Annotated in this window: 23 protein-coding genes and 2 tRNA genes; 11 read left to right on the top strand and 14 right to left on the bottom strand. The window is 67.5% G+C overall.

From position 1 onward, the window contains the following. Positions 1-46 precede the first annotated feature (46 nt). A complete protein-coding gene (gene pknB / locus DEJ17_RS10520) occupies positions 47-1,864 on the top strand; it encodes a Stk1 family PASTA domain-containing Ser/Thr kinase (RefSeq protein ID WP_258366755.1) in 1,818 nt (605 codons plus the stop codon). A gap of 282 nt (positions 1,865-2,146) precedes the next feature. Here the strand turns inward: pknB and DEJ17_RS10515 are convergent, their stop codons facing one another. Then, positions 2,147-2,791 carry an aminodeoxychorismate/anthranilate synthase component II gene (locus DEJ17_RS10515; protein ID WP_110893665.1) on the bottom strand — a complete coding sequence of 215 codons (645 nt, stop codon included), beginning with the start codon at positions 2,789-2,791 and terminating at the stop codon, positions 2,147-2,149. 81 nt (positions 2,792-2,872) lie between these two features. On the opposite strand from DEJ17_RS10515, the gene DEJ17_RS10510 reads away from it, so the two are divergent. Next, complete coding sequence (locus DEJ17_RS10510; RefSeq protein WP_027466926.1) at positions 2,873-3,127, top strand: cell division protein CrgA; 255 nt, start codon at positions 2,873-2,875, stop codon at positions 3,125-3,127. A 369-nt stretch (positions 3,128-3,496) separates the two neighbouring features. Here DEJ17_RS10510 and DEJ17_RS10505 read toward each other — a convergent pair whose 3' ends face one another. Together DEJ17_RS10505 and DEJ17_RS10500 are read right to left on the bottom strand one after the other, a co-directional pair. Beyond that, positions 3,497-4,120 (bottom strand): rhomboid family intramembrane serine protease, encoded by a 624-nt coding sequence (locus DEJ17_RS10505; protein ID WP_309146741.1) that lies wholly within the window; start codon positions 4,118-4,120, stop codon positions 3,497-3,499. 238 nt (positions 4,121-4,358) lie between these two features. After that, positions 4,359-4,898: a peptidylprolyl isomerase gene (locus DEJ17_RS10500; protein WP_110893662.1), complete on the bottom strand. Its 540-nt coding sequence runs from the start codon at positions 4,896-4,898 to the stop codon at positions 4,359-4,361. Positions 4,899-5,013: 115 nt separating this feature from the next. On the opposite strand from DEJ17_RS10500, the gene DEJ17_RS10495 reads away from it, so the two are divergent. Beyond that, a complete protein-coding gene (locus DEJ17_RS10495) occupies positions 5,014-5,589 on the top strand; it encodes a hypothetical protein (RefSeq protein WP_051597033.1) in 576 nt (191 codons plus the stop codon). Positions 5,590-6,099: 510 nt separating this feature from the next. On the opposite strand, the gene DEJ17_RS10490 is transcribed toward DEJ17_RS10495, so the two are convergent. The 10 genes from DEJ17_RS10490 to dnaA form a co-directional block, all read right to left on the bottom strand. Further along, positions 6,100-6,172, bottom strand: a tRNA-Ala gene (locus DEJ17_RS10490). Between the two features lie 56 nt (positions 6,173-6,228). After that, a tRNA-Ile gene (locus tag DEJ17_RS10485) sits at positions 6,229-6,305 on the bottom strand. Between the two features lie 75 nt (positions 6,306-6,380). Further along, the gene (locus DEJ17_RS10480) at positions 6,381-6,788 is read right to left on the bottom strand and encodes a DUF3566 domain-containing protein (RefSeq protein ID WP_027466922.1); all 408 of its coding nucleotides are present in this window, start codon (positions 6,786-6,788) and stop codon (positions 6,381-6,383) included. Beyond that, the gene (gyrA, locus tag DEJ17_RS10475) at positions 6,781-9,438 is read right to left on the bottom strand and encodes a DNA gyrase subunit A (RefSeq protein ID WP_110893661.1); all 2,658 of its coding nucleotides are present in this window, start codon (positions 9,436-9,438) and stop codon (positions 6,781-6,783) included. The genes DEJ17_RS10480 and gyrA overlap by 8 nt, the downstream gene beginning before the upstream one ends. Positions 9,439-9,552: 114 nt before the next feature. Beyond that, positions 9,553-11,556 (bottom strand): DNA topoisomerase (ATP-hydrolyzing) subunit B, encoded by a 2,004-nt coding sequence (gene gyrB, locus DEJ17_RS10470; protein WP_110893659.1) that lies wholly within the window; start codon positions 11,554-11,556, stop codon positions 9,553-9,555. 133 nt (positions 11,557-11,689) lie between these two features. Next, positions 11,690-12,190, bottom strand: coding sequence for a DUF721 domain-containing protein (locus DEJ17_RS10465; protein WP_110893657.1), 501 nt, complete (start codon positions 12,188-12,190; stop codon positions 11,690-11,692). Next, positions 12,190-13,464, bottom strand: a complete 1,275-nt coding sequence (recF, locus tag DEJ17_RS10460; RefSeq protein WP_110893654.1) for a DNA replication/repair protein RecF — start codon at positions 13,462-13,464, stop codon at positions 12,190-12,192. Before recF ends, DEJ17_RS10465 begins: the two co-directional genes overlap by 1 nt. Before the next feature lie 31 nt (positions 13,465-13,495). Then, entirely contained in the window at positions 13,496-14,383 is an 888-nt protein-coding gene (gene gnd / locus DEJ17_RS10455) for a phosphogluconate dehydrogenase (NAD(+)-dependent, decarboxylating) (protein WP_017887814.1), read from the bottom strand. 71 nt (positions 14,384-14,454) lie between these two features. Beyond that, positions 14,455-15,600, bottom strand: a complete 1,146-nt coding sequence (gene dnaN / locus DEJ17_RS10450; RefSeq protein WP_027466916.1) for a DNA polymerase III subunit beta — start codon at positions 15,598-15,600, stop codon at positions 14,455-14,457. A gap of 407 nt (positions 15,601-16,007) precedes the next feature. After that, positions 16,008-17,462, bottom strand: coding sequence for a chromosomal replication initiator protein DnaA (gene dnaA / locus DEJ17_RS10445; RefSeq protein WP_027466915.1), 1,455 nt, complete (start codon positions 17,460-17,462; stop codon positions 16,008-16,010). Between the two features lie 514 nt (positions 17,463-17,976). Here dnaA and rpmH point away from each other — a divergent pair. The 8 genes from rpmH to DEJ17_RS10405 all read left to right on the top strand — a co-directional run bounded on the left by rpmH (position 17,977) and on the right by DEJ17_RS10405 (position 22,966). Then, positions 17,977-18,114, top strand: coding sequence for a 50S ribosomal protein L34 (rpmH, locus tag DEJ17_RS10440; RefSeq protein WP_022889115.1), 138 nt, complete (start codon positions 17,977-17,979; stop codon positions 18,112-18,114). Between the two features lie 47 nt (positions 18,115-18,161). Then, entirely contained in the window at positions 18,162-18,512 is a 351-nt protein-coding gene (gene rnpA, locus DEJ17_RS10435) for a ribonuclease P protein component (protein ID WP_110893652.1), read from the top strand. Then, complete coding sequence (gene yidD, locus DEJ17_RS10430; protein WP_071248636.1) at positions 18,509-18,889, top strand: membrane protein insertion efficiency factor YidD; 381 nt, start codon at positions 18,509-18,511, stop codon at positions 18,887-18,889. The genes rnpA and yidD overlap by 4 nt, the downstream gene beginning before the upstream one ends. Positions 18,890-18,897: 8 nt before the next feature. Beyond that, positions 18,898-19,866 (top strand): membrane protein insertase YidC, encoded by a 969-nt coding sequence (yidC, locus tag DEJ17_RS10425; protein ID WP_110893650.1) that lies wholly within the window; start codon positions 18,898-18,900, stop codon positions 19,864-19,866. Next, complete coding sequence (locus DEJ17_RS10420) at positions 19,867-20,367, top strand: R3H domain-containing nucleic acid-binding protein (protein WP_110893648.1); 501 nt, start codon at positions 19,867-19,869, stop codon at positions 20,365-20,367. It abuts the gene before it with no gap. After that, complete coding sequence (rsmG, locus tag DEJ17_RS10415; RefSeq protein ID WP_110893646.1) at positions 20,364-21,023, top strand: 16S rRNA (guanine(527)-N(7))-methyltransferase RsmG; 660 nt, start codon at positions 20,364-20,366, stop codon at positions 21,021-21,023. The genes DEJ17_RS10420 and rsmG overlap by 4 nt, the downstream gene beginning before the upstream one ends. A gap of 81 nt (positions 21,024-21,104) precedes the next feature. Next, positions 21,105-21,998 carry a ParA family protein gene (locus DEJ17_RS10410; RefSeq protein WP_027466910.1) on the top strand — a complete coding sequence of 298 codons (894 nt, stop codon included), beginning with the start codon at positions 21,105-21,107 and terminating at the stop codon, positions 21,996-21,998. Next, a complete protein-coding gene (locus DEJ17_RS10405; RefSeq protein ID WP_110893644.1) occupies positions 21,998-22,966 on the top strand; it encodes a ParB/RepB/Spo0J family partition protein in 969 nt (322 codons plus the stop codon). The genes DEJ17_RS10410 and DEJ17_RS10405 overlap by 1 nt, the downstream gene beginning before the upstream one ends. 529 nt (positions 22,967-23,495) lie before the next feature. Here DEJ17_RS10405 and DEJ17_RS10400 read toward each other — a convergent pair. Continuing rightward, a complete protein-coding gene (locus tag DEJ17_RS10400) occupies positions 23,496-24,458 on the bottom strand; it encodes a D-alanine--D-alanine ligase (protein ID WP_110893642.1) in 963 nt (320 codons plus the stop codon). Positions 24,459-24,474: the final 16 nt, after the last annotated feature.

Raw genomic sequence — 24,474 nt, 5'->3', positions numbered from 1 at the left:
GGTGGTGCTGCCGTACACTAGCCCGGACGAACAGACGGAGGAGTACGTGCCAGAAGGTGTGACCGCGGGGATCACGCTCCTCGCCAATCGCTACGAGATCGGTGACGTCATCGGTCGGGGCGGCATGGCGACCGTGCACCTCGGCAACGACACCCGCCTCGGCCGCAAGGTCGCGGTGAAGCTCCTCAAGCCGAGCCTCGCCAACGACCCGGCCTTCCGCACACGCTTCCGGCAGGAAGCCCAGGCCGCTGCACGCATGGCGCACCCCACCGTCGTCCGCGTCTACGACGCCGGCGAAGAGACGGTGTCCGAGCCGTCGGGCGCCGAGGTGCAGGTCCCCTTCATCGTGATGGAGTACGTCGAGGGTCGTCCGCTCTCCGACATCATCGCTGAGGGCGCCGTCGCCCCGGATGAGGCCGTCCGCATCACCGAGGGCATCCTCACCGCGCTCGAGTACTCGCACCGCGCCGGCGTCGTCCACCGTGACATCAAGCCCGCGAACGTCATGGTCACGCACAGCGGCCAGGTCAAGGTCATGGACTTCGGCATCGCGCGGGCGATCACCGACACCTCGGCGACGGTCGCGCAGACCACGTCGATCCTCGGCACCGCCTCGTACTTCTCGCCGGAGCAGGCCCGCGGCGAGACCGTCGACGCTCGCACCGACCTCTACTCCACCGGCGTCGTGCTCTTCGAGCTCCTCACCGGTCGCGCGCCGTTCCTCGGGGACACCCCCGTGGCAGTCGCGTACCAGCACGTCAGCGAACAGCCGGTCGCACCGTCGACCATCTCGCCCGACGTGTCGCCGGCCCTCGACGCCGTGACCCTCCACGCCCTGGTCAAGGACCGCACGCGCCGGTTCCAGAACGCGGCCGAGTTCCGCTCGGACCTGCAGCAGGCCGCGGCGGGCCGGGTGCCCGCGTCGACCAAGAAGCAGCAGCAGAACGCGGCGAACGACGCCTCGACCGTGCTGTTCGGGGTCGATCCCCGCACGACGACCAACGCGGCTTCGGCGTTCCGCGAACTCGACGACGACACCGCCGAGCACCGTCCGCAGCGCAAGCAGAACCGCCCTCCGGTCGCGTGGATCTGGGTCGGGATCCTCCTCACCGTCGCCGTCATCGTCGCCGTCGTGTTCTTCGTGGCGAACCTGCAACCGGGCAAGCCGCCGGTGTCGTCCTCGGTGAGCGTGCCGAACGTCGCGGGCTCGACCTACAGTGCAGCGGCCAGCGCCCTGGACAAGAAGGACCTCACGCCCGTCAAGGTCGAGGAGAACTCCGACAGCGTCGACAAGGGCACGGTCATCCGGACGGACCCGGGCTCCGGGGTGAACGTCGGGCGCAACCAGAACGTCAACGTCGTGGTCTCGCTCGGCCCGGAACGCGTCCCCGTACCCGAGCTGAACGGGCAGTCGCAAGCGGCAGCGCAACAGGCCCTCGACGACGCCGGCTTCCGTCTCGGCGCGATCTCGAGCGACTACTCGGCTGACGTCCCCGAGGGCACGGTGCTGAACTCCGACCCCGAGTCCGGTTCCCTGCACACCAAGGGCATCGTGATCAACCTCACGGTCTCCAACGGCAAGGTTCAGCTGCCCGACGTCACGCAGCAGCAGTACTCGGCGGCGAAGGCCACCGTCGAGCAGCTCGGGCTCACCGTGAACCCGGCGCCGTCCTACTCGTGCACCGGCGGGCTCGTCACCCAGCAGGACACCCCTGCCGGTGACGTCGCCCAGGGCAGTGCGGTCACGCTCACCTACTGCGCACGCTCCGCCGCGCCGCCGAAGGCCCCGACCTCGAACAACGACAACGGTGGCAAGAGCGGGAACGACGATCGCGGTGGCGACGACGGCGACGACGGCCGCTGAGCCGACCGTCTCGTGATGTGACCGTCCCGAGGGACGGGTGACGGGCCTCCAGTCAGTTCGCCGGGCCCACAGGCACGTCTGTTCGTCGCCTCCGCCCTCAGGCTGGTCGCGACGGCCTGGAGGCCCGGCACACGACCGCAACCGCCCGCGCGTCATGCAGGCGGTCCGGCCCAGTGCCCGGGAGACGCCGTCCTGTCGGCACGACGCCCCGGAACGCACGAGACGCCACCGGATCCGGCGGCGTCTCGATGACACGACGGCGTCTGCCGCCGGGCGCGTTCGTCAGGCGCGATGGGTCGCGATGAGCGGGCCGAGGTCGGCGGCGCGCTCCGCGGCTCCGGACAGGCCGGTGGTCTCGAGCCAGTTGCCGACCATGCGGTAACCGCCCTCGGTCAGGACCGACTCCGGGTGGAACTGGACGCCGAACACCGGGTGCTCACGGTGCTGGACGCCCATGATGACCCCGCCCCCGGTGCGCGCGGTCACGGTGAGCTCGTCGGGGACGGTGCCGTCGACGATCGCGAGCGAGTGGTACCGCGTGGCCGTGAAGGGGTGCGGGACGCCGGCGAAGAGCGGGCTGTCGTCATGGTCGACCTCGGAGGTCTTGCCGTGCATGAGTTCCTCGGCGTGCGTGACCGTGGCACCGAGTGCCTCCGCGATGGCCTGGTGGCCCAGGCACACGCCCAGCAGCGGGGTCTCAGCAGCGATGGCCGCGTGCACGGTGGGGATCGAGACGCCCGCAGCCGCCGGTGTGCCCGGGCCCGGGGACAGGAGCACGCCGTCGTACTCGGCGATGCGGTCGGCGATCTCGGACTCGGGGAAGGCATCGTTGCGCACGACGTCGGTCTCGGCGCCGAGCTGCTGTACGTACCCGTTGAGCGTGTAGACGAAGCTGTCGTAGTTGTCGACGACGAGGATCCTGGTCATGGCGGTTCACCGTACTCGTGGGGGATGTGTGCGGCGGTCCGCGGGCCGATGTGCACACGTGGTCACGGTAGGATACCGGCCATGGCCAAGGACAAGGACCGCACCAAGCCCGCCCGGACGACCCGAGCCGACTCGGTCGACACCGCGGGGGACGCCCCGAACCCGGTGTGGTTCAAGCCGGTCATGTTCGGCTTCATGCTCATCGGCCTGGTGTGGGTGATCGTCTTCTACATCTCGAACGCCACGCTGCCGGTTCCGAGCCTCGGCTCGTGGAACATCGTGATCGGCTTCGGCATCATGTTCGTCGGCTTCCTCATGACCACTCGGTGGCGCTGACCCCGGCCCCCTGCTCTTCCGACGCCCGTCGCACCGAAAGGTGCGGCGGGCTTCGTCGTTCTCCACAAGCCGGAGCACCGCCGAACCGCACATCCTCGATGATCCGACTGTTCTCCACACTTTTCCCCACTCTCCACACGACAATCCACAACACCGCCCCGGAGTTATCCACAGCTGAGTCCACAGTGGGGATAATCACACTGGTGTAACTCACGGACTTCTCCACACCTGTGGATAAGTCCTGGCGACACTGTGGACAGCTGCAGACAGCCGTGGACCGCTGGAGATCCGGACGAGCTGGGCACCCCGGGAACGACGAACGCCCCGCCGCAGTGCGACGGGGCGTTCGAGGGTGATGCTGCGGCTGCTTCAGCCGACTGTGACGGCGTACCCGACTGCGGTGAGGGCGACGCCGAGCACCGCCGCCGCGATGATCAACGCGATCTGCAGTGGGCGCTTCCGGATGTTCCGCGTCTGCGCGAAGACGAAGCCCATCAAGAACCCGCCGATGATCCCGCCGACGTGCGCCTGCCACGAGATGTTGGTCCCGGGCAGGAACCCGATCACCAGGTTCAGCCCGATGATCACGAGGAGTTGCACGGCGTTGTTCCCCAAACTGCGCTGCAGGACGAAGAACGCGGCGAAGAGACCGAAGATGGCGCCGGACGCTCCGACCACCCAGGTCCCCGGAGCGAGGACGGTCACGAGCATCGACCCGAAGATCCCGGTGATGAAGTACAGCGCGAGGAACCGCCACGCGCCGAGCATGTTCTCGAGCATCCGACCGAAGATCCACAGCGCCCACATGTTGAACAGGATGTGGAAGATGCCCGAGTGCACGAACAGTACGGTCACCACGCGCCACGGCTGCGTGGGGAGCAACAGCGAGTTGTAGGCGAACAGGCTCGTGAAGAACCCCCCGCTCACCTGGTCGAGCAACCAGATGGCGACCGTGACGGCCACGATGACGACCGTGGCCTTCTGGTCGAGCATGGCGAAGCGCCGCCGAGCGACCGTGAATCCACTGGGGGCTCCGGACGCTCGACGGTTCGCTGCGAACTGTGCGCGCTGTTCACGCACGCACTCCGGGCAGTGCACCCCGACCGCCGCCGGCGTCTGGCACTCCGGGCAGATCGTCCGCCCACAGCGCTGGCAGAGGACGAAGCTCTGCCGGTCCGGATGCCGGTAGCAGGTGTTGTTCGGGTTGTACGCCTGGTCGGTCACGTGCGGGTCAGACGCCTTCGACGTCGATGCTCTGGATGACGACGTCCTCGACGGGCTTGTCACGACCGTCGGTCGCCACGCCCTCGATCGCGTCGACGACCGCGCGGGACTCGTCGTCGGCGACCTCGCCGAAGATGGTGTGCTTGCCCTGCAGCCACGGCGTCGCCACCGTGGTGATGAAGAACTGCGAGCCGTTGGTGCCGCGGCCCCCCTGGATGCCGGCGTTCGCCATGGCGAAGATGTAGGGGTTCTGGAACGTGAGCTCCGGGGAGATCTCGTCGTCGAAGCGGTACCCGGGGCCACCGATGCCCTGGCCGAGCGGGTCGCCGCCCTGGATCATGAAGTCCTTGATGATGCGGTGGAAGATCACACCGTCGTAGAGCTTGTCGGTCGAGACCTTGCCCGTGCCGGGGTGGGTCCACTCCTGCTGGCCCGTGGCGAGGTCGACGAAGTTCTTGACGGTCTTCGGTGCGTGGTTGCCGAACAGGTTGACGCGGATGTCGCCCTTGTTGGTGTGGATCGTTGCGACAGCGGTGTGCAGAGACATGTTCCGATTCTCGCATGTACTCCTGACCGTGGACGGATCCCACAGCTGCGGTTCCGTGACCTGTCAGGCACTGTGGTGGCAGGATGGGGTGACGCCGATCCGATGGAGGTACCAGATGACGACGATCGAGATCCCGCGAAAGCGTCGGAAGCAGATCAAGAAGCTCAAGGGCCAGACCGCCTCGCTCCTCGGCGAGCAGCGCAAGGTCCTCGAGCACGCGAACGCGATCCTGGCCGAGGCCCGGTCGAACGCCGCGGACGCAGCTCGCAAGGACATCGCACCCCGCGTGCAGAACGCGATCGACAACGGGATCCGTCCTGCGTTCGCCACCGGCGTGCACGCTGCCACCTCGGCAGCGCAGAGCGCTTCGCACAAGTTCCAGTCCGAGGTGGTCCCCGGACTCGTCTCGACCGCTGGTTCGGTGCTGAGCGTGACCGATCTCGCGAAGGACCCCCGGGTCAAGAAGATCGTGAAGAACGCGCAGAAGAAGAGCAAGAGCGCGAAGAAGGCTGCTGCGAAGTACGTCCCGTCGCAGCAGAAGAAGGGTCTCGGCTTCGGCGGAGTCGCACTCATCATCGTCGGCGTCGTGGCCGTCGCCGGTGCTGCGTACGCCGCCTACCAGACGCTCCGCGCCGACGACGACCTCTGGGTCGCCGACGACGCCGACACGGCGGAGAAGCCTGCCGCCTGACCTCCCGGTTCGTACGAAGGGCCCCGGCTGTCGCCGGGGCCCTTCGTCGTTCCCGGGCATGGCATGCGTACACCCGCGCCGCGTGCCCTGAACGCGCCCATCCACCGGTCTGGAGGCCCGCGCCGGCCTGGCCCCGCGCCTCCCGTCCGGTACTGATCGCGCAACGCGCGGAGGCAACGCTGTGCGGTCGCAACCTGTCGCCCAGGCGGCCCGCAGACGACACTTCGTGCCACCACGCCACCACGCACGCGGCACGTCGTGACCACTCAACGAAGACGGCAGCGCATGGCGAACCCGGCCATCGCGCATGCGGCATGTCGTGACACTCGACGAAGACGACACCGCATGGCGGACCCGCCCATCGCGGAGCGGCGCGTCGCCGAAGGCGCGCAGACAGACACGACGACCGAGCCGCCCGCGACGGTCGCGCCGCAGGGGCGGCGGCGCGCACGGGCACAGAACGAAGCCCCTGGGCAGACGACGGAGTCGGCAACCAGGGGCTGATGCGAGTGGAGCCTGGGAGAATCGAACTCCCGACATCCTGCTTGCAAAGCAGGCGCTCTACCAACTGAGCTAAGGCCCCGAGTGCCACCGAGGTGATCGGCGACGGGATGGAATTGTCGTGGTGTTCCGAAGAACTGGTGGGGCTACAAGGACTTGAACCTTGGACCTCTTCGTTATCAGCGAAGCGCTCTAACCGCCTGAGCTATAGCCCCTCAGACCGGATGAAAGCCTACCGTACGATCCCGTCGGAACGAAATCGAGCGATGGGCCCATCCGGCCCGGGTGTGTCAGTTGTTCGTGAAGCCCACGAGCAGACCGCCCGTGATCCGCACACTGAGGTTGTAGAGCACGCTCACGATGGCGCCGAGCACGGTGCCGACGACCACGTTGAGGATGCCCACGACGATGGAGAACCCGAGGACCTGGCCCAGCGAGAACTGGTCCATGATCGAGTAACTGTTCTGGCCGGTGACGTCCTTCAACAGGGCGTCGACCTGGGTGAACACACCCGTCTGGTTCAGGATGACCCACACCAGTGCCGTGGCGACCACGATCACGATGCTGCCGGCCAGGGCGATGAGGAAGCTGAGCTTCACCATCGACCAGAAGTCGACGTAGACCAGTCGCAACCGCACCTGGCGGGTGCCGACGGGTCGCTTCGCCTTCTTCTGGAGCTTCTCGGCGACACTACTCATTGCTTGACTGGTCCTCTCCGGCCTCGTCTGCGACGGGCTCGGTGTCGATGGGATCAGTGGAATCCGGGGCCGCTTCGGCAGGGCTGACCGTCTCCACCGGGCCCGCGGGCTCGATCTCGGCGTCGTCCTGGTCGTCCAGGTTCCGCTCGGTGTTCCGGGCCACCGCGATGATCCGGTCGTTCTCCGCGAACCTCGCGAAGACGACGCCCATCGTGTCACGGCCCTTGGCAGGGACCTCGGCCACGGCAGACCTTACCACCTTGCCTGATTGCAGCACGACGAGCACCTCGTCGTCCTCACCGACGATGAGAGCGCCCACGAGATCGCCTCGGTCGACCGCCAACTTGGCCACCTTGATGCCCAGACCACCACGGCCCTGCACCCGGTACTGGTCGACCGCGGTGCGCTTGGCGTAGCCGCCCTCGGTCATCACCCAGACGAAGCCGTCGTCGGACACGACCCGTGCTGCGAGCAGCGAGTCGCCGTCGCGGAACGACATGCCCTTCACGCCCGAGGTCGACCGACCCATCGGACGCAGGGTGTCGTTCGTCGCGGTGAACCGGAGTGACATGCCCTGGCGTGACACCAGGAGCAGGTCGTCGTGCTCGTCGACGAGGAGCGCCTGACGGAGCTTGTCACCGTCGCGCAGGTTGATCGCGATGATGCCGCCGGTGCGGTTCGTGTCGTACTCCGTGAGCGCGGTCTTCTTCACCAGACCGTGCTCGGTCGCGAGGACGAGGTACTGCGCGACCTCGTAGTCGCGGATGTCGAGCACCTGCTGGATCTGCTCGTCGGGCTGCATCGCGAGCAGGTTCGCGACGTGCTGGCCCTTGGCGTCGCGGCCGGCCTCCTGCAGCTCGTACGCCTTGGCGCGGTAGACCCGGCCCTGGTCGGTGAGGAACAGGAGCCAGTGGTGCGTCGTCGTGACGAAGAAGTGCTCGACGATGTCGTCAGCGCGGAGCTGGGCCCCGCGGACACCTCGGCCGCCACGGTGCTGCGAGCGGTACTGGTCGCTGCGCGTGCGCTTGACGTAGCCGCCGCGGGTGATGGTGACGACCATCTCCTCTTCGGGGATCAGGTCTTCCATCGACATGTCGCCGTCGTAGCCAAACATGATCTCGGTACGGCGGTCGTCACCGAAGCGGTCGACGATCTCGCTCAGCTCGTCGCGGATGATCGACCGCTGGCGGCTCTCCGACCCGAGGATGTCCTGGAAGTCGGCGATCTTGCGCTCGAGCTCTTCGGCCTCGTCGTGGATCTTCTGGCGCTCGAGGGCGGCGAGACGTCGGAGCTGCAGCTCGAGGATCGCGCGCGCCTGGATCTCGTCGACGGACAGCAGGTCCATCAGGCCGGTGCGGGCTTCCTCGACGTCGGGCGAGCGACGGATGAGCGCGATGACCTCGTCGAGGGCGTCGAGCGCGGCCAGGTAGCCGCGCAGGATGTGGGCGCGCTTCTCGGCCTCGCGCAGACGGAACTGCGTGCGGCGGACGATGACGTCGACCTGGTGGGCGACCCACGCCGAGATGAACCCGTCGAGCGGCAGGGTGCGGGGCACCCCGTCGACGATCGCGAGCATGTTCGCGCCGAAGTTCTCCTGCAGCTGGGTGTGCTTGTACAGGTTGTTCAGCACGACCTTGGCGACGGCGTCACGCTTCAGCACGATGACCAGGCGCTGCCCGGTGCGGCCGGAGGTCTCGTCGCGGATGTCGGCGACACCGGCGAGCTTGCCGTCCTTGACGAGCTCGGCGATCTTGATCGCCAGGTTGTCCGGGTTGACCTGGTACGGCAGCTCGGTGACGACGAGGCAGGTGCGGCCCTGGATCTCTTCGACCGAGACGACGGCACGCATCGTGATCGAGCCACGGCCGGTGCGGTAGGCGTCCTGGATGCCCTTGGTGCCGAGCACCTGCGCACCGGTCGGGAAGTCCGGGCCCTTGATGCGCTGCATGAGCGCGGCGAGCAGCTCTTCGCGGGTGGCGTCGGGGTTGTCGAGCGCCCACTTGGCACCCTCGGCGACCTCGCGCAGGTTGTGCGGCGGGATGTTCGTGGCCATGCCGACCGCGATGCCGACCGAGCCGTTGACGAGCAGGTTCGGGAACCGGGCCGGCAGGATCGCCGGCTCCTGGGTGCGGCCGTCGTAGTTGTCCTGGAAGTCGACGGTGTCCTCGTCGATGTCGCGGACCATCTCGAGCGCGAGCGGCGCCATCTTCGTCTCGGTGTACCGCGGGGCGGCGGCACCGTCGTTGCCCGGCGAACCGAAGTTGCCCTGGCCGAGCGCGAGCGGGTACCGGAGCGACCACGGCTGCACCAGGCGGACAAGAGCGTCGTAGATCGCCGAGTCACCGTGCGGGTGGAACTGACCCATGACGTCACCGACGACGCGGGAGCACTTCGAGAACGCACGGTCCGGGCGGTAGCCGCCGTCGAACATCGCGTAGATCACACGGCGGTGCACCGGCTTGAGGCCGTCGCGGACCTCCGGCAGGGCACGACCGACGATGACCGACATCGCGTAGTCGAGGTACGAGCGCTGCATCTCGAGCTGCAGGTCGACCTGCGAGATGCGATCACCGGAGACGACGATGTCCCCGCTGTCGCCGTGGACGATCTCGGGCTGCTCGTCGGCGCCGTTCTCGTTGTCGTCAGCCATGTGGCTTCGTTCCCTTTCTGGACAGCCTGGAGGCTGTGGTTCCGTTGGTCGCGCCGGGCGCGACCACAGGTGGTCAGGACTGGTCGACGCGGCTCACGCCGCGCCTCCTGGCCGTTAGATGTCGAGGAAGCGGACGTCCTTGGCGTTCTGCTGGATGAACTGGCGACGTGCGTCGACGTCCTCACCCATCAGCGTCGAGAAGGTGCTGTCCACCGCGGCCGCGTCCTCCAACGTGACCTGCAGGAGCGTGCGGGTGTCCGGGTTCATCGTGGTGTCCCAGAGCTCCTTGTAGTCCATCTCGCCGAGGCCCTTGTAGCGCTGGATCCCGTTGTCCTTCGGGATGCGCTTGCCGGCCGCGAGGCCAGCCTGCATCAGGGCGTCGCGCTCCCGGTCGCTGAACACGTACTCGTGCGCGGAGTTCGACCACTTCAGGCGGTACAGCGGCGGCTGCGCGAGGTACACGTAGCCGTGCTCGATGAGCGGACGCATGTAGCGGAACAGCAGCGTGAGCAGCAGCGTCGTGATGTGCTGGCCGTCGACGTCGGCATCGGCCATCAGCACGATCTTGTGGTACCGGGCCTTGTCCGGGTCGAAGTCCTCGCCGATGCCGGCGCCGAACGCCGTGATCATCGACTGGATCTCCTGGTTGGCGAGGGCGCGGTCGAGCCGGGCCTTCTCGACGTTCAGGATCTTGCCGCGCAGGGGCAGGATCGCCTGGGTCATCGGGTTGCGCCCCTGCACGGCGGAACCGCCGGCGGAGTCACCCTCGACCATGAAGATCTCCGACACCGTCGGGTCCTTCGACTGGCAGTCCTTGAGCTTGCCGGGCATGCCGCCCGACTCGAGCAGCCCCTTGCGGCGGGTGGTCTCACGGGCCTTGCGGGCAGCGAGCCGTGCCTGCGACGCCTGGATCGCCTTGCGGACGACGTCGCGCGCCTGCGTCGGGTTGCTCTCGAACCAGTGGGTCAGCTCGGTGCCGACGACGCGCTGCACGAACGACTTCGCCTCGGTGTTGCCGAGCTTGGTCTTCGTCTGCCCCTCGAACTGCGGCTCACCGAGCTTGACGGAGATGACGGCGGTGAGCCCTTCGCGGATGTCGTCGCCCGTGAGGTTGTCGTCCTTCTCCTTGATGATCTTCGTCTCGCGCGCGTAGCGGTTGACCAGCGTCGTGAGCGCGGCGCGGAAGCCCTCTTCGTGGGTCCCGCCCTCGTGCGTGTTGATCGTGTTCGCGAAGGTGTGGACGCTCTCCTGGTACGAGGTGTTCCACTGCATCGCGACCTCGAGCGCGATCTTGCGCTCCGGGTCCTCGGACTCGAAGCCGATGACGTCGGGGTGGACGAGGTCGGCCTTCTTCTGCGCGTTGATGTACTCGACGTAGTCGGCGAGACCGCGCTCGTACATGAAGGAGTCGTTGCGGGCCTCTTCCCCTTCTTCGGGGGCTCGCTCGTCGCGCAGGTTGATCCGCAGGCCCTTGTTCAGGAAGGCCATCTGCTGGAAGCGCGTGCGCAGGGTCTCGTAGTCGAAGACGACGGACTCGAAGATCTCGGCGTTCGGCCAGAACGTGATCGTCGTGCCGGTCTCGTCGGTCGGTTCGTCCTTGGAGACGGGGGCGACCGGGACACCGTCGGTGTAGCTCTGGCGCCAGACGTGGCCCTGCCGACGGACCTCGACGTCGAGCTCGGAGCTCAGCGCGTTCACGACGGACGAACCGACGCCGTGCAGACCACCGGAGACGGCGTAGCCGCCACCGCCGAACTTGCCGCCGGCGTGCAGGACGGTGAGGACGACCTGCAGGGTGGAGACCCCTTCGGCCGCGTGGACGTCGACCGGGATGCCACGGCCGTTGTCGACCACCCGGACGCCGCCGTCTTCACGGATGCTCACGTCGATGGTGTCGCAGTACCCGGCGAGGGCTTCGTCAACGGAGTTGTCGACGATCTCCTGGACCAGGTGGTGCAGGCCGCGGGGGCCGGTCGAACCGATGTACATACCGGGACGCTTGCGGACGGCTTCGAGTCCCTCGAGCACCTGAATCTGGTCTGCGCCGTAGGACGGTTCGCTCTGCGGGGTCTCCGCACCGAGCGGGTTCTGTCGGTCGTCGTCAGATTCTGATGCCATGTCGAGCGTGCTCCTGCCTGCGCGCGGAACGCCCGCGCACTGCACCTCCCAGTCTACCGCAGAGGCCCCTCTTTCGAGGGCTCATCTGCCCCACAGACGGGCTTTTCTGGCACTCCAGGATGATTTCGTCGCCTCAACCGTAGGTGTCGCGAGGACCGCGCCCCTGGACCGTCCTGGGGCCGCGTTTCCACGTGGGGGCGTCAGGGCCGGAAACCCTGATCGACTCGACCCCGGCTTCCGGGTGCCGTTCCGCGATGGTCGTCGTGACGGTCGCGCGCATCAGTCGGAGCTGGGTCGCCCAAGCCGTCGAGTCGCACCGGATGACGAGTGCACCGTCGTCGATGGTGACCGGTCGGGAGTGCTTCGCGAGCTCCTCGCCGACGACGCTCGGCCAGTCCACGAAGAGCTCGGAGCGCGCGAGGGGTTCCGTCCAGCCGAGCTCCTGAGCGAGGGAACCGACGATGTCGGCGAGCCCCTTCGGCTCACGACCGCGCCCGTACGGCACGGTGTCGGCGTCGAACTCGCGAGCACGTCGTCGGCGGGCATCGGTGCCGCGCTTGGACGGGTCGCCGAACACCGCGCGGAGGTGGCGGTACACCTGCGAGGGTTCGGTGGGCTTGCGGGGCTTCGGCATCAGACGTCGGCTTCGGCGGGGGCGGGGTCGGGGGCGTCGGTCGGGTCCGCCTTGCCGTCAACGTCCGTGGCATCCGTCGCCGGACTGGAGGCCCGGATCGCGTCCGCCTCGTCGGTCACGATCGTGCCCGCCTCGATCCGCACGGTGTGCGCCGCCAGCTTCGGGGGGACGTCACCGAACACCGCGGCGGTGATGAGCACCTGCTCGTAGTCGGCGACCGCGTTCGCCAGCCGTTCCCGGCGCGATTCGTCGAGCTCGGCGAAGACGTCGTCGAGGATGATGATCGGGTCGCCCAGGTTCGACTCCGCACGCAGGATCGAGGCGCTCGCGAGCTGGATGGCCAGCGCGAAGGACCAGGATTCGCCGTGACTCGCGTACCCACGGGCTGGTAACCCGTTGAGCCGGAACAATACGTCGTCCCGGTGCGGCCCTACGAGGGTGAGCCCGCGGTCGAGTTCGTCCCGGCGACGACGCTCGAGGGCAGCCGCGAACGCTTCGGCAGCCGACGCGACCGTGACGGGCTCGTCCGGGGTCCCGAGGACGGGATCGGTGGCCGCCGCGGACTCGGGGTCGCCACCGCGGATCGACAGGACGCCGGTGATCGAGGCGTCGTGGTGCTCGCCGGCGACGGTCGCGTAGGCCTCGGCCACGAAGGGTGCGAGCCGCCGGGTCAGGTGGTCACGCGCCGCGACGATCTCGGCGCCGAGCCCGATGAGCCGGTCGTCCCAGACGTCGAGCGTCGACAGCGCGTTCGCCTTCGCACCCGTGGCCCGGGCCGACTTCAGCAGGGTGTTCCGCTGCCGGAGCGTGCGGTCGTAGTCGGCGAGCACGCCCTGCATCCGCGGTGCGATCTGGCCGAGCAGCTCGTCGAGCATCCGGCGCCGCCCGGCCGGCTCACCGCGGACGAGCGCGAGGTCCTCCGGAGCGAAGAGCACGCTCGTGCAGTACCGCGGCAGCTCGCGCGGCTTGATCGCCGAGCGGTTGACCTGCGCACGGTTCGCACCGGTGCGGTTGATCTGCACCTCGGCGAGGATGCTGCGTTCCTCGTGCGCGAGCCGTGCCCGGACGATCGCGGCGTCGCATCCCTGACGGACGAGGGCTGCATCGGTGGGGACGCGGTGCGAGCCGAGGGTCGAGAGGTACCCGATCGCCTCGACCAGGTTGGTCTTGCCCTGTCCGTTGCGCCCGACGAACAGGTTCGGCCCGCGTGCGAGGACGACGTCCGCCTCCCGGTAGTTCCGGAAGTCGGTCAGTTGGAGATGGTCGACGTGCACGCGGGCCGAGGCCGGGTTCCCCCGGGAAGTCCTAGGACTTCTTGACGGCGTGACCGCCGAACTGGTTGCGGAGTGCCGCGACGGCCTTCATCGTCGGCGAGGCGCTGCCCTGACGCGAGACGAAGCGCGCGAAGATCGACGCCGACAGCGCCGGCATCGGCACGGCGAGCTCGATGCCCTCTTCGAGCGTCCAGCGTCCCTCGCCCGAGTCCTCGACGTAGCCCTCGAGCTCGTCGAGCTTCGGGTCCTCGTTCAGCGCGAGCACCATCAGGTCGAGCAGCCAGGAACGGACGACCGTTCCGCGCTGCCACCCGGCGAACACGGCGGGGACGTCGGTGATCAGGTCCTTGGCCTCGAGGAGCTCGTAGCCCTCGCCGTACGCCTGCATGATCGCGTACTCGATGCCGTTGTGGACCATCTTCGCGTAGTGGCCGGCGCCGATCGGGCCGGCGTGCGAGAAGCCCTCTTCGCGGGGACCCTCGGGGCGCAGGGCGTCGAACACCGGCATCGCGAACTCGACGTCCGCGGCGTCACCGCCGACCATCAGGCCGTAGCCGTTGTCCTTGCCCCAGACGCCACCGGAGACGCCGGCGTCCATGTAGCGGATGCCACGCGCACCGAGCTGCTCGGCGTGCTTGGTGTCGTCCAGCCACTTGGAGTTGCCACCGTCGATGACCAGGTCGCCCTCGCCGAGGACGCCTGCCAGGTCGGTGATCACGTCGTCGGTGATCTTGCCGTGCGGGACCATCACCCAGACCAGACGCTTGCCCTCGGGGAGGGCGGCGGCGAGTGCGCCGAGGTCGGCGACGTCCGAGACGGCGGGGTTCGCGTCGTACCCGGTGACCTCGATACCTGCGTTGCGGAGACGGGCACGCATGTTGTTGCCCATGCGACCAAGGCCGACAAGACCGATGTGCATGATTTCCTCTTCTGTTCGTCGTCGCGCTGATGCTGCCGGTGGTGTGCGCCAGCGCAGGTTGCCTGTTGCGCCTATCGCAGCAGCAGGTTCGGCTGCAGCAGGTACCGGTATCCATCGGTGGCTGCGGCCTCTTGCGAAGTCTGGCCGGTGATCAGCACCGGGCCCGGCTTGTTGGGGTTCTCCGTCTTGGTGAAGGAGATGCGGACGAACTCGGAGTGCACCGCGTTCAGTCCGTCCAGGAGGAAGGCGGGCTTCAACGAGACCACCGTTTCCTCGCCGGTCAACAACGCACTGATCGACTCTGACGCCTGCGCTTGTTCGGATCCGATCGCCTCGAGCGTGAGCCCGTCGACCGTGAAGGAGAACCGGAGCGCCGCTTCGCGCTCCAGGACGAGGGAGACCCGTCGGACCGCCTCGACGAGCTCCGCGGTGTTGATCACCGCGTGGTCGTTGACGGTCTCGGGGAAGAGCCGGCGGACCGGCGGGTAGTTGCCCTTGATGAGCAACGACGTCACGGTCTTGTCGTCGGCGTGGAACGCGATGAGCTCGCGGTCGGAGTTGCCGCTGATCGACACCGACACCGTGGACGCCGAACCGAACGTGCGGCCGACCTCCTGCAGGGTGCGGGCCGGGACCAGCGCGTGCAGGGGGTCCGAGCCGACTCGGCCGGAGTCCCACGCGATGGTGCGGACGGCGACGCGGTAGCGGTCCGTCGCGATGAGGGAGAGGTCGTTGTCGCCGACCTCGAGCTGGACACCGGTGATCACCGGGGTGACGTCGTCGCGACTGGCGGCGACGGCGACCTGGGACACCGCTTCGGAGAACGCGTCGCCGGGGATCACCCCGGTCTGCGGACCGATCTCCGGCAGCGTCGGGTACTCCTCGACCGGCATGGACAGCAGCGTGAAGTGCGCCGACCCGCAGGAGACGGAGATCTTGGCGTCCTCGGTGGTGAACGACACGGGGGCGTTCGGCAGCCGGCTCGCGATGTCGTTCAGCAGCCGACCGGAGACCAGGACCGTGCCCGGCTCGTCGATCTGGGCCGAGATGGACGTCTGCGCTGACACCTCGTAGTCGAACGACGAGAGCGTCAGACGATCTCCGTCGGCGTGGATCAGGACGCCCGACAGGATCGGGAGGGTCGTGCGCTGCGGGAGGAGCTTCACTGCGAAGGAGACGGCTTCGGAGAAGACGTCCCGGTTGACCTCGAACTTCACAGCTGGAACCCCTGTCGATCGGCTTGGACTGTCCGGCCGCCCCATTCTGGCACAGGCGGACGGGGGCCGGATTTCTTGTCATCCCGCCGTCCACAAGGTTGTCCCGCAGAGATTGATCGTTAACCAGGAGTAATGGTGTTAACGCCTGTGCACACTGTGGATAACCCTGTGCATCCCGCTCCGCAGTAGGGAACTACACAGTTGTGACTTGTGAGCGGTGTGTGAGCGTTAACGGGATGAATGAATCTCATCTATCCACTTCCATCCCCAGTCTCCACAGGCGACCCCCCACCTGTGTACAACCGGGCGGCGTGTCCTCCACAGTTATCCACAGGCTATCCACACTGTGAGAACTCCGGCCCATGGAACCGTCTCAGATGGTGGATGGGGCCGGAGATGGGCCGATCTCAGCGGTAGCGGCGGTCCTGCTTGATACGGCTGGTGAGCTCGGTGACCTGGTTGTAGATCGACCGACGCTCCTTCATCAGCTCGGTGATCTTCTTGTTCGCGTACATCACCGTGGTGTGGTCACGGTTGCCGAACAGCTGCCCGATCTTGGGCAGGGACAGGCTCGTCAGCTCACGGCACAGGTACATCGCGATCTGTCGTGCCGTGGCGATCGCCTGGGAGCGGGACGACCCGTACAGGTCGTCGACGGAGAGCTTGAAGTACTCCGCGGTGTGGTTGATGATGTCCGTCGGCGCGACGACGTTGTCCTCGTCGAGGGTGATCAGGTCCTTGAGGACCGTCTGCACGAGGGCCATGTCCACGGCCGTGCGGTTCAGGCTCGCGAATGCGGTGACCCGGATCAGGGTGCCCTCGAGCTCGCGGATGTTGCTCGACACCTTCGACGCCATGAACTCGAGGATGTCGTCCGGCACCTGGAGGTGGTCGGACTGTGCCTTCTTGCGGAGGATCGCGATGCGCGTCTCGAGCTCGGGCGCCTGCACGTCGGTGATCAGGCCCCACTCGAAGCGCGATCGCATCCGGTCCTCGAACCCGGTCAGGTGCTTCGGCGCGACGTCCGACGTGATGACGACCTGCTTGTTGTGGTCGTGCAGCGTGTTGAACGTGTGGAAGAAGGCCTCCTGCGTGGAGTCCTTCCCCTGCAGGAACTGGATGTCGTCGATCAGCAGGATGTCGATGTCGCGGTACCGCTGCTGGAACTGGTTCGAGCGGTTGTTCGCGATCGAGTTGATGAAGTCGTTGGTGAACTCCTCGCTCGACACGTAGCGGACGCGGATCCCCGGGTAGAGGCTCTCGGCGTAGTGCCCGATGGCGTGGAGCAGGTGGGTCTTCCCCAGCCCGGAGTCCCCGTAGATGAAAAGCGGGTTGTAGGCCTTGGCCGGTGCCTCGGCGACGGCGACCGCTGCGGCGTGGGCGAACCGGTTGGACGATCCGATGACGAAGTTGTCGAAGTTGTACTTCGGGTTGAGCCGCGACTCCGGGCGCCCGCTGGTGCCGGGCGAGTCGATCTGGCTCGGCACGAACGGCGCCTCGATGTACTGGCGCGGCGCGGCACTCTGCTCGACGGCTTCCTGCACGGGCTCGGCGTACTCGGGGACGTTTGGGTCCACCCGCGGCTCCGATGCCATATCGGGGTTGACCGTGATCGCGAAGTTCGCGACCGAGTCGTCACCGATGCGCGCGACCGCCTCGGTGATCGGGATGCGGATGCGCTGTTCGAGCATGCCCCGGGTCAGGTCGTTCGGCACCTCGAGGTACAGGGTGCCGGCGAGCACGCCCTTCGGCTCGACCAGGTTCAGGAACCCGTGGAGCTGCGGCGTGATGCGGGGGTCCTCGGCGAGGAGTCCGAGTACGGATGACCAGAGGTCCTCGACGGGGTCGGCCGGCATCGTCATGTCGCGCTCGTCTCCAGGGGTCGTGTCGTGCGTTCGCTGCCGGACGAGGGTGCGTCCTGCGGGGTCGGACATGCCGTGGCGTCCTCGGCGACCGCACTCGGGACCAGGTCGTCGCCGGCGGATCGTCGGTGGCTCCGGGGGCTTCGTCGACGCCTCGTTGCCGCGGAGGTTCCCACAGGGTTGTCCACAGTGTTGTCCACGACCACCTCGAGCTGTCCGACAGGAGTACTTCCCTGTCGTACCGGCCATCGGGGGGATCGATCACCCCACTGTAAAGGACCGGACCGAGTCCCACCGAACGGAAGTTGTCCCCAATGTGGAGAATGGGCTCGATCGACGGCAGACCCGACCTCGGCGGCGCGACCGGTCCGGGCGGGGTTTGACCTGCTCGCCGCTGTCACGTACCGTTAACCAGTTGACTGCGGCCCTTTGGTCGCGCCCATCTGCGTCGTTCGACACCCGGACGGCTACACATACGTGACGGCTCGCCGCGAGCAGCCGTGTGGAGAACATCATGAGCAAGCGCACCTTCCAGCCGAACAACCGCCGCCGCGCCAAGAAGCACGGCTTCCGTCTCCGCATGCGGACGCGTGCCGGCCGCGCCATCCTGTCGGCGCGTCGCGCCAAGGGCCGTACCGAGCTCTCGGCCTGATCAGGCTCATCGCCTGATCCGGTCCTCGGTCTGACCCCGGCGTCGCAGTGTTGGCCAGCGCCAACCGCATCGTGCGCGGGGAAGACTACCGGAACGTCGTGCGTCGTGGTCGCAAGAGCGCCACGGCGCACGTCGTCGTGTCCGTGGTCCGTCAGCCGGTCGACCGTAACGGACCGACGCGGTTCGGTTTCATCGTCGCGAAGACGGTGGGGAACGCCGTGACCCGGAACCTGATGAGGCGGCGGCTCAAGGCGATCGCGCACGACCTGCTCGGGGAGTGCCCTCAGGGCTTCGACGTGGTGGTCCGTGTACTGCCAGCCGCATCGCAGGCCGGATGGCCTACCCTGCTCGAAGACGTCACGCGCTCCTTCGCGCGCGGGGTGGAGAAGGCAGCATGAACCGCACTCTGTGGACCCGGCTTGCCTGGGTCATCGCGTTGCTCCCACGCAACGCGTGCGTCGTCGTGCTCCGGGCCTACCGTGCGGTGATCTCCCCGCTGTACGGCAACGTCTGCCGCTACCACCCGTCGTGCTCCCGGTACGCGCTCGAAGCGATCCAGCAGTACGGCGTCGTGCGCGGATCCGCCATGGGCGCCTGGCGCATCGCCCGTTGCAACCCCTGGGCTGCTGGCGGTATCGACGACGTCAAGGAACGTCGTCACCCGTTCGTCGTCAACCGGTTCGGGTTCGTCCTCGCGCCGATCCCGCAGCAGCCGCACCCCGCGGTCGGAACGGTTCGGCCGGTCCTGCTCCCCCAGCGCACTCGAAAGGCGTAGCCGTCCCCATGGACATCATCGGAACGATCCTCTGGCCGCTCAAATGGGTGGTCTCGGCCATCCTCGTCGGCTTCCACTGGATCTTCGAGAGCATCGGCATGGACCCGAACGAGGGCATCACGTGGGTGCTCTCGATCATCTTCCTGACGTTCGTCGTCCGCGCAGCGTTGATCCCGATCTTCGTCCGGCAGATCAAGTCGCAGCGCCGCATGCTCGAGGTCGCGCCGCAGCTGAAGAAGATCCAGGACAAGTACAAGGGCAAGAAGGACCAGTTCTCGCGCGAGGCCATGAGCCGCGAGACGATGGCGCTCTACAAGGAGACCGGGACCAACCCGCTCAGCTCCTGCCTGCCGCTGCTGCTGCAGATGCCGATCTTCTTCTCGCTGTACTCCGTGCTGCACGAGGCCCAGATCAACAAGACCGGCATCGGCCTGCTGACGAACGACCTGGCGGCGTCGTTCGGCAACGCAGCTCTGTTCGGCGCTCCATTGCACGAGACGTTCACGAACGCCTCCGGGTGGGAGGTGCGTGCGATCGCCGGCTTCATGATCGTCGTGATGACCGCGTCGCAGTTCATCACCCAGCTGCAGCTCGTCGCCAAGAACATGTCCCCGGAGACCAAGGAGTCTCCGATGTACCGCCAGCAGAAGATGATGCTGTACATCCTCCCGCTGGTCTTCGTGATCTCGGGCCTCAGCTTCCCCCTCGGCGTCATGTTCTACTGGCTCGCCTCGAACCTCTGGACGATGGCGCAGCAGTACTTCGTCATCCGCAGCATGCCGACCCCCGGCTCCGAAGCCGCACTTGCTCGTGAAGCCCGCCTGGCCAAGAAGGCACAGCGTCGCGGTGCGGCCAGCCCGGTCCTCGCCGAGGCGGGTGCCGGCGCCGGCGCGACGGAGATCGAGCCGGTGCGCGTCACCACCCAGCGTCAGCAGCCGGTCGGCAAGCAGCGCCAGAAGAAGAACGGGAAGAAGTAAGTGACCGAGCAGGACACCGCAGCCGCCGTGCAGGCGACGGACACCGAAACCGAGGACGCCCGCGACGAAGCGGACATCGCGGCGGACTACATCGAGGAACTCCTCGACATCTGCGACCTCGACGGCGACATCGAGATCGAAGAACGCGCGGGTCGCGTGTACTTGTCCGTCACCGATGATGGTGAGGCGCTCCGCGTGCTGTCGAAGCCCGACACCGTGACGGCGCTGCAGGAACTGACCCGAATCGCCGTGCAAGCGGAGACCGGCGAGTTCAGCCGGCTCATCCTCGACGTCGGTGGTTCGCGGGACGCCCGTGCTGACGAGCTGCAGCGACTCGTCGACACCGCGGTCGAGCGCATCGAAGCAGGTTCGTCGTCGGCCGCGCTCCCCCCGATGTCGTCCTACGAGCGCAAGCTCGTCCACGACCTGGTCGCCGAGAAGGGCTTCCACTCGGAGTCTGAGGGTGAGGGTCGGGACCGCCACACGGTCGTCACCCGATGACGGACGTACCCGTCCCGGCCGAGGATGCGCCGGTGCTGGAGGCGGAGCCTGCCGCGGCTGCGGCACTCTTCGGTGACCAGGTTGAGGTTGCGCGATCGTTCACGAACGAGCTCGCGCGGCGGGGTGAGGAGCTGGGCCTGATCGGCCCGCTCGAGCTTCCCCGCCTGTGGACGCGACACATCCTCAATTCCGCACTGCTCGCGCCCCTCCTGGAGGCCCGTGGTCGCGTTGCCGACGTCGGCTCGGGGGCAGGGTTGCCGGGTCTCGTGCTCGCGATCGCCCGTCCGGACGTCGAGTTCGTCCTCATCGAGCCGATGGAGCGTCGGACCGATTGGCTCCGCAGCGAGTCCGACCGGCTCGCGCTGCAGAACGTCACGGTGCTTCGCGGTCGTGCAGAGGACGTGGCTGACGACGTGGTCGTCGATCAGGTCACCGCGCGGGCCGTCAGTGCACTGTCGAAGCTCATCCCCCTCACCGTGCCCCTGGTCCGCTCCGGCGGCGAGCTCATCCTCATGAAGGGTGCGCGCGTCGACGAAGAGATCGAGAAGGCCCGGAAGGTGATCCTCCGGAATCACCTCTCCGACGTCGAGGTGCTCGAGCTCGGAGAGGGTGTGGTCGACGAGACCACCCGCGTCTTCCGGGCTACAGTTGACTGACGCTGCGGCTCGGGCCGGGTCATCCGGCCGCCAGTGGCTCCGCGTTCCACGTGAAACATTGAACCGGGGAAGAGGCACTCGTTGAGTTCATCGACCGACTACGACGCGTCGACACCGCTCGCTCGCGAGATCGCCGACCTGAACCGTCGACGGCGCGCGATCGCCACACAGCAGTTCCCACTTCCTTCTGAAACGCGGATCATCACCGTGTCGAACCAGAAGGGCGGCGTCGGCAAGACGACGACGACCGTGAACCTCGCTGCAGGGCTCGCGCACGGTGGTGCTCGCGTACTGGTCATCGACCTGGACCCGCAGGGCAACGCCTCGACGGCGCTCGGCGTCGACCACCAGGCGGAGGTCGCGAGCATCTACGACGTGATCGTCGACGAGGCCCCGATGGCCGACACCGTGCAGGCCTCCCCTGAGTCCGACACGCTCTGGTGCGTGCCAGCGACGATCCACCTCGCCGGCGCGGAGATCGAGCTGGTGTCACTGGTGGCGCGCGAACAGCGTCTCCGGACTGCGCTCGACATGTATCTGCAGTCGCTCGATGAGCCGTACCACTACGTGTTCATCGACTGCCCGCCGTCGTTGGGCCTGCTGACGATCAACGCGTTCGTTGCCGCACAGGAGGTCCTCATCCCGATCCAGTGCGAGTACTACGCACTCGAGGGCCTGAGCCAGCTGCTTCGGAACATCGAACTGATCGAGCGGCACCTCAACCCGAACCTCCGGGTCTCCACGATCCTGCTGACGATGTACGACAGCCGTACGAACCTGTCGAACCAGGTGGCGAACGACGTCCGTGAGCACTTCGGCGATCAGGTGCTCAAGGCGATGATCCCCCGATCGGTCCGCGTGAGCGAAGCACCGAGCTACGGCCAGAGTGTCGTCGCCTACGACGTGAACTCCACCGGGTCGCTGTCCTACCTGGAAGCGGCCGCCGAGATCGCAGCACGAGGAGCGAAGCACTGATGGCACCGAAGCGAACCGGACTCGGCCGAGGCATCGGCGCCCTGATCCCGACGGCAACCGATCAGCAGGACCGACCCGTCGACGTGTTCTTCCCGACGGGTGGCTCGCCCGCATCTGCCCCGACGGCCGACGAGTTGGTCGCCGTGCCGGGAGCGCGACTTGCGAACCTGAACCCGCTCGACGTCATCCCGAACGCCCAGCAGCCGCGGAAGGAGTTCCGCGAAGAGGAGCTCCAGGAGCTCGTCCACTCGATCCGTGAGATCGGTGTTCTGCAGCCCATCGTCGTTCGGCCGATTCCCGGCGCGACGGGTACCGAGCCCCAGTACGAGCTCATCATGGGTGAGCGCCGTCTCCGTGCCACGAAGGAACTCGGTCTGAGCACGATCCCGGCGATCGTGAAGGACACTCCCGACGACGCAATGCTGCGGGACGCGCTGCTGGAGAACCTCCACCGGGCCCAGCTGAATCCCCTGGAAGAGGCTTCGGCGTACCAGCAGCTGCTCGCCGACTTCGGGATCACCCAGGAGCAGCTCGGCCAGCGCATCGGTCGATCACGTCCGCAGATTACGAACACCATCCGACTGCTGCGGCTTCCCTCCCCCGTGCAGCGGCGTGTTGCGGCAGGCGTGCTCTCCGCTGGACACGCTCGGGCCATCCTCGCCGCACCGGACGCGGAGGCGATGGAGTACCTCGCCGAGAAGATCGTGAACGAGGACCTGTCAGTGCGTGCGGCTGAGGCGATCGCGCAGCAGCTTTCCGCGAAGACGCCCCCGGCGAAGCCAAAGGCTGAGCCATCAAAGCGTCAGGCGCACTTCAACGACCTCGCTGAGCGGCTCGGTGACCGCCTGAACACGCGGGTGAAGATCGCGGTCGGTGCTCGCAAGAGTTCCGTCACGATCGACTTCGCGAACGGCGACGACCTCAACCGGATCCTCGCCGAGCTCGGCGTGCGGGACATCGGCGACTGAGACACCCCGTCAGCGCCGTTGAGCGTGGCTGTGAGCGCCTGTGGTGCGTTCACGGGGGTGGAGACACCGGTGGGACCTTCCGGAGGCTCCTGCGATCATCCAGGCCGAGTCGGTCAAGGTGCGACAGCAGTTGCCACACTCGCCCTCAGGTGAGGGTGAAGTCGTGACATGCATCGGCTCGCCCTTCACGCCAGCACTTCGAGGCAGCTCCTCCGGCATCGTCGCTCGCGCGATGCAGCGGGGACGTTTGGCCCTCGGTGCTGTTTCGGTGGAACGTGGATGATGCGCCGATCGTCGTCCGCGTCGAACCCCGCTCGTCGCCCAGTAGCGCGGCCTGTACGTCGCGTGGAGAGCGGTACTTCAGGAGTTCGCAACGTTCCACGTGGAACATCTCGCTCGCCCTAGCGAGACCGGCACGACAATTCCTCCGGCTGGCACACTGCCTCCCCGGGCGTCGACTCAGTGGTCGTTGCCCGGTCTGCGGCCGGTTCCCCGTCCGCGTTCCACGTGGAACATCGGCGCTGGCTGATCAGGCGCGGTGGTCCCGGATGGCCTGCTCGGCGAGCTCGGCGTAGGTCCAGCCGAGGTCGAAACCGGACGCGGACAGCGCCTGCGGGAGCAATGACGTCTCGGTGAGCCCGGGGAGCACGTTGGCCTCGAGGAACCAGGGCGTCCCGGCCCCGTCGATGATCAGGTCGACGCGTGACAGGTGCCGGAGTCCCAGTGCTGCGTGCGCGGCGACTGCTGCCTGTGCGGCCCCAGCGGCGAACTCCTCGGAGAGTCGCGCCGGCGTGTAGAAGGTCGTCTCCCCCGCGTTGTAGCGCGCCTCGAAGCCGTAGATGCCGTTGCGGGGCACGATCTCCACGGCGGAAAGGGCGACCGGACCGTCCCCGGTGTCGATGATGCCCACCGCCACCTCGGTCCCGCGGATGAGCTGCTCGACGACCACGTCGTCGCAGTAGGTGTAGGCCGTGACCATGGCCCGGGGCAGGTCCGTGACGTTGTCGACCAGGGTCACGCCCTGTGCGCTCCCGCCTCGAGCCGGCTTCACGGCGAGCGGCACCGGGTGCTCGGTCGCGATGGCCTCGAGGACTCCGACGGCACCGAGCTCGCGGAAGACGTCGTGGGAGAGCGTCACCGAACGAGGGGTGCGGACGCCGGCGCGGGCGACCAGCGCTGACGCAGTCGGTTTGTCCCATGCCAAGCGGGCCGACGTCGAACGTGAGCCGACGAACGGGATGTCCACGGCCTCCAGGATGCCCCGCAGGGCCCCGTCCTCTCCGGAGGCGCCGTGCAGTGCCGGCCACACGACGTCCGGGCGTGATTCGGTGAGAGCCGGCAGGAGCATTGCGTCAGCGTCGCGCAGGTCGACCTGCCAGCCGTAGCCGGTCAGTGAGTCGGCGACCCGACGACCGGAGCGGAGGGAGACGTCGCGCTCGTGCGAGATGCCTCCGGCTACGACGACGACGTGACGACGGGTGAGCTCGGCCATGCGGGGTCCTCCGGTG

Source organism: Curtobacterium sp. MCSS17_011, from assembly GCF_003224275.1.
Taxonomy (GTDB): domain Bacteria; phylum Actinomycetota; class Actinomycetes; order Actinomycetales; family Microbacteriaceae; genus Curtobacterium.
Note: the sequence above shows the minus strand (reverse complement) of the source record. Positions and strands in the feature narration are given on the sequence as shown.

What these genes read in the sequence shown, in the direction of transcription:
- DEJ17_RS10515 (WP_110893665.1), bottom strand. Translation starts at nt 2,791, where the DNA reads ATGACCAGGATCCTCGTCGTCGACAACTACGACAGCTTCGTCTACACG.
- DEJ17_RS10510 (WP_027466926.1), top strand. Translation starts at nt 2,873, where the DNA reads ATGGCCAAGGACAAGGACCGCACCAAGCCCGCCCGGACGACCCGAGCC.
- DEJ17_RS10505 (WP_309146741.1), bottom strand. Translation starts at nt 4,120, where the DNA reads ATGCTCGACCAGAAGGCCACGGTCGTCATCGTGGCCGTCACGGTCGCC.
- DEJ17_RS10500 (WP_110893662.1), bottom strand. Translation starts at nt 4,898, where the DNA reads ATGTCTCTGCACACCGCTGTCGCAACGATCCACACCAACAAGGGCGAC.
- DEJ17_RS10495 (WP_051597033.1), top strand. Translation starts at nt 5,014, where the DNA reads ATGACGACGATCGAGATCCCGCGAAAGCGTCGGAAGCAGATCAAGAAG.
- DEJ17_RS10480 (WP_027466922.1), bottom strand. Translation starts at nt 6,788, where the DNA reads ATGAGTAGTGTCGCCGAGAAGCTCCAGAAGAAGGCGAAGCGACCCGTC.
- gyrA (WP_110893661.1), bottom strand. Translation starts at nt 9,438, where the DNA reads ATGGCTGACGACAACGAGAACGGCGCCGACGAGCAGCCCGAGATCGTC.
- gyrB (WP_110893659.1), bottom strand. Translation starts at nt 11,556, where the DNA reads ATGGCATCAGAATCTGACGACGACCGACAGAACCCGCTCGGTGCGGAG.
- DEJ17_RS10465 (WP_110893657.1), bottom strand. Translation starts at nt 12,190, where the DNA reads ATGCCGAAGCCCCGCAAGCCCACCGAACCCTCGCAGGTGTACCGCCAC.
- gnd (WP_017887814.1), bottom strand. Translation starts at nt 14,383, where the DNA reads ATGCACATCGGTCTTGTCGGCCTTGGTCGCATGGGCAACAACATGCGT.
- dnaA (WP_027466915.1), bottom strand. Translation starts at nt 17,462, where the DNA reads ATGACGATGCCGGCCGACCCCGTCGAGGACCTCTGGTCATCCGTACTC.
- rpmH (WP_022889115.1), top strand. Translation starts at nt 17,977, where the DNA reads ATGAGCAAGCGCACCTTCCAGCCGAACAACCGCCGCCGCGCCAAGAAG.
- yidD (WP_071248636.1), top strand. Translation starts at nt 18,509, where the DNA reads ATGAACCGCACTCTGTGGACCCGGCTTGCCTGGGTCATCGCGTTGCTC.
- yidC (WP_110893650.1), top strand. Translation starts at nt 18,898, where the DNA reads ATGGACATCATCGGAACGATCCTCTGGCCGCTCAAATGGGTGGTCTCG.
- rsmG (WP_110893646.1), top strand. Translation starts at nt 20,364, where the DNA reads ATGACGGACGTACCCGTCCCGGCCGAGGATGCGCCGGTGCTGGAGGCG.
- DEJ17_RS10405 (WP_110893644.1), top strand. Translation starts at nt 21,998, where the DNA reads ATGGCACCGAAGCGAACCGGACTCGGCCGAGGCATCGGCGCCCTGATC.
- DEJ17_RS10400 (WP_110893642.1), bottom strand. Translation starts at nt 24,458, where the DNA reads ATGGCCGAGCTCACCCGTCGTCACGTCGTCGTCGTAGCCGGAGGCATC.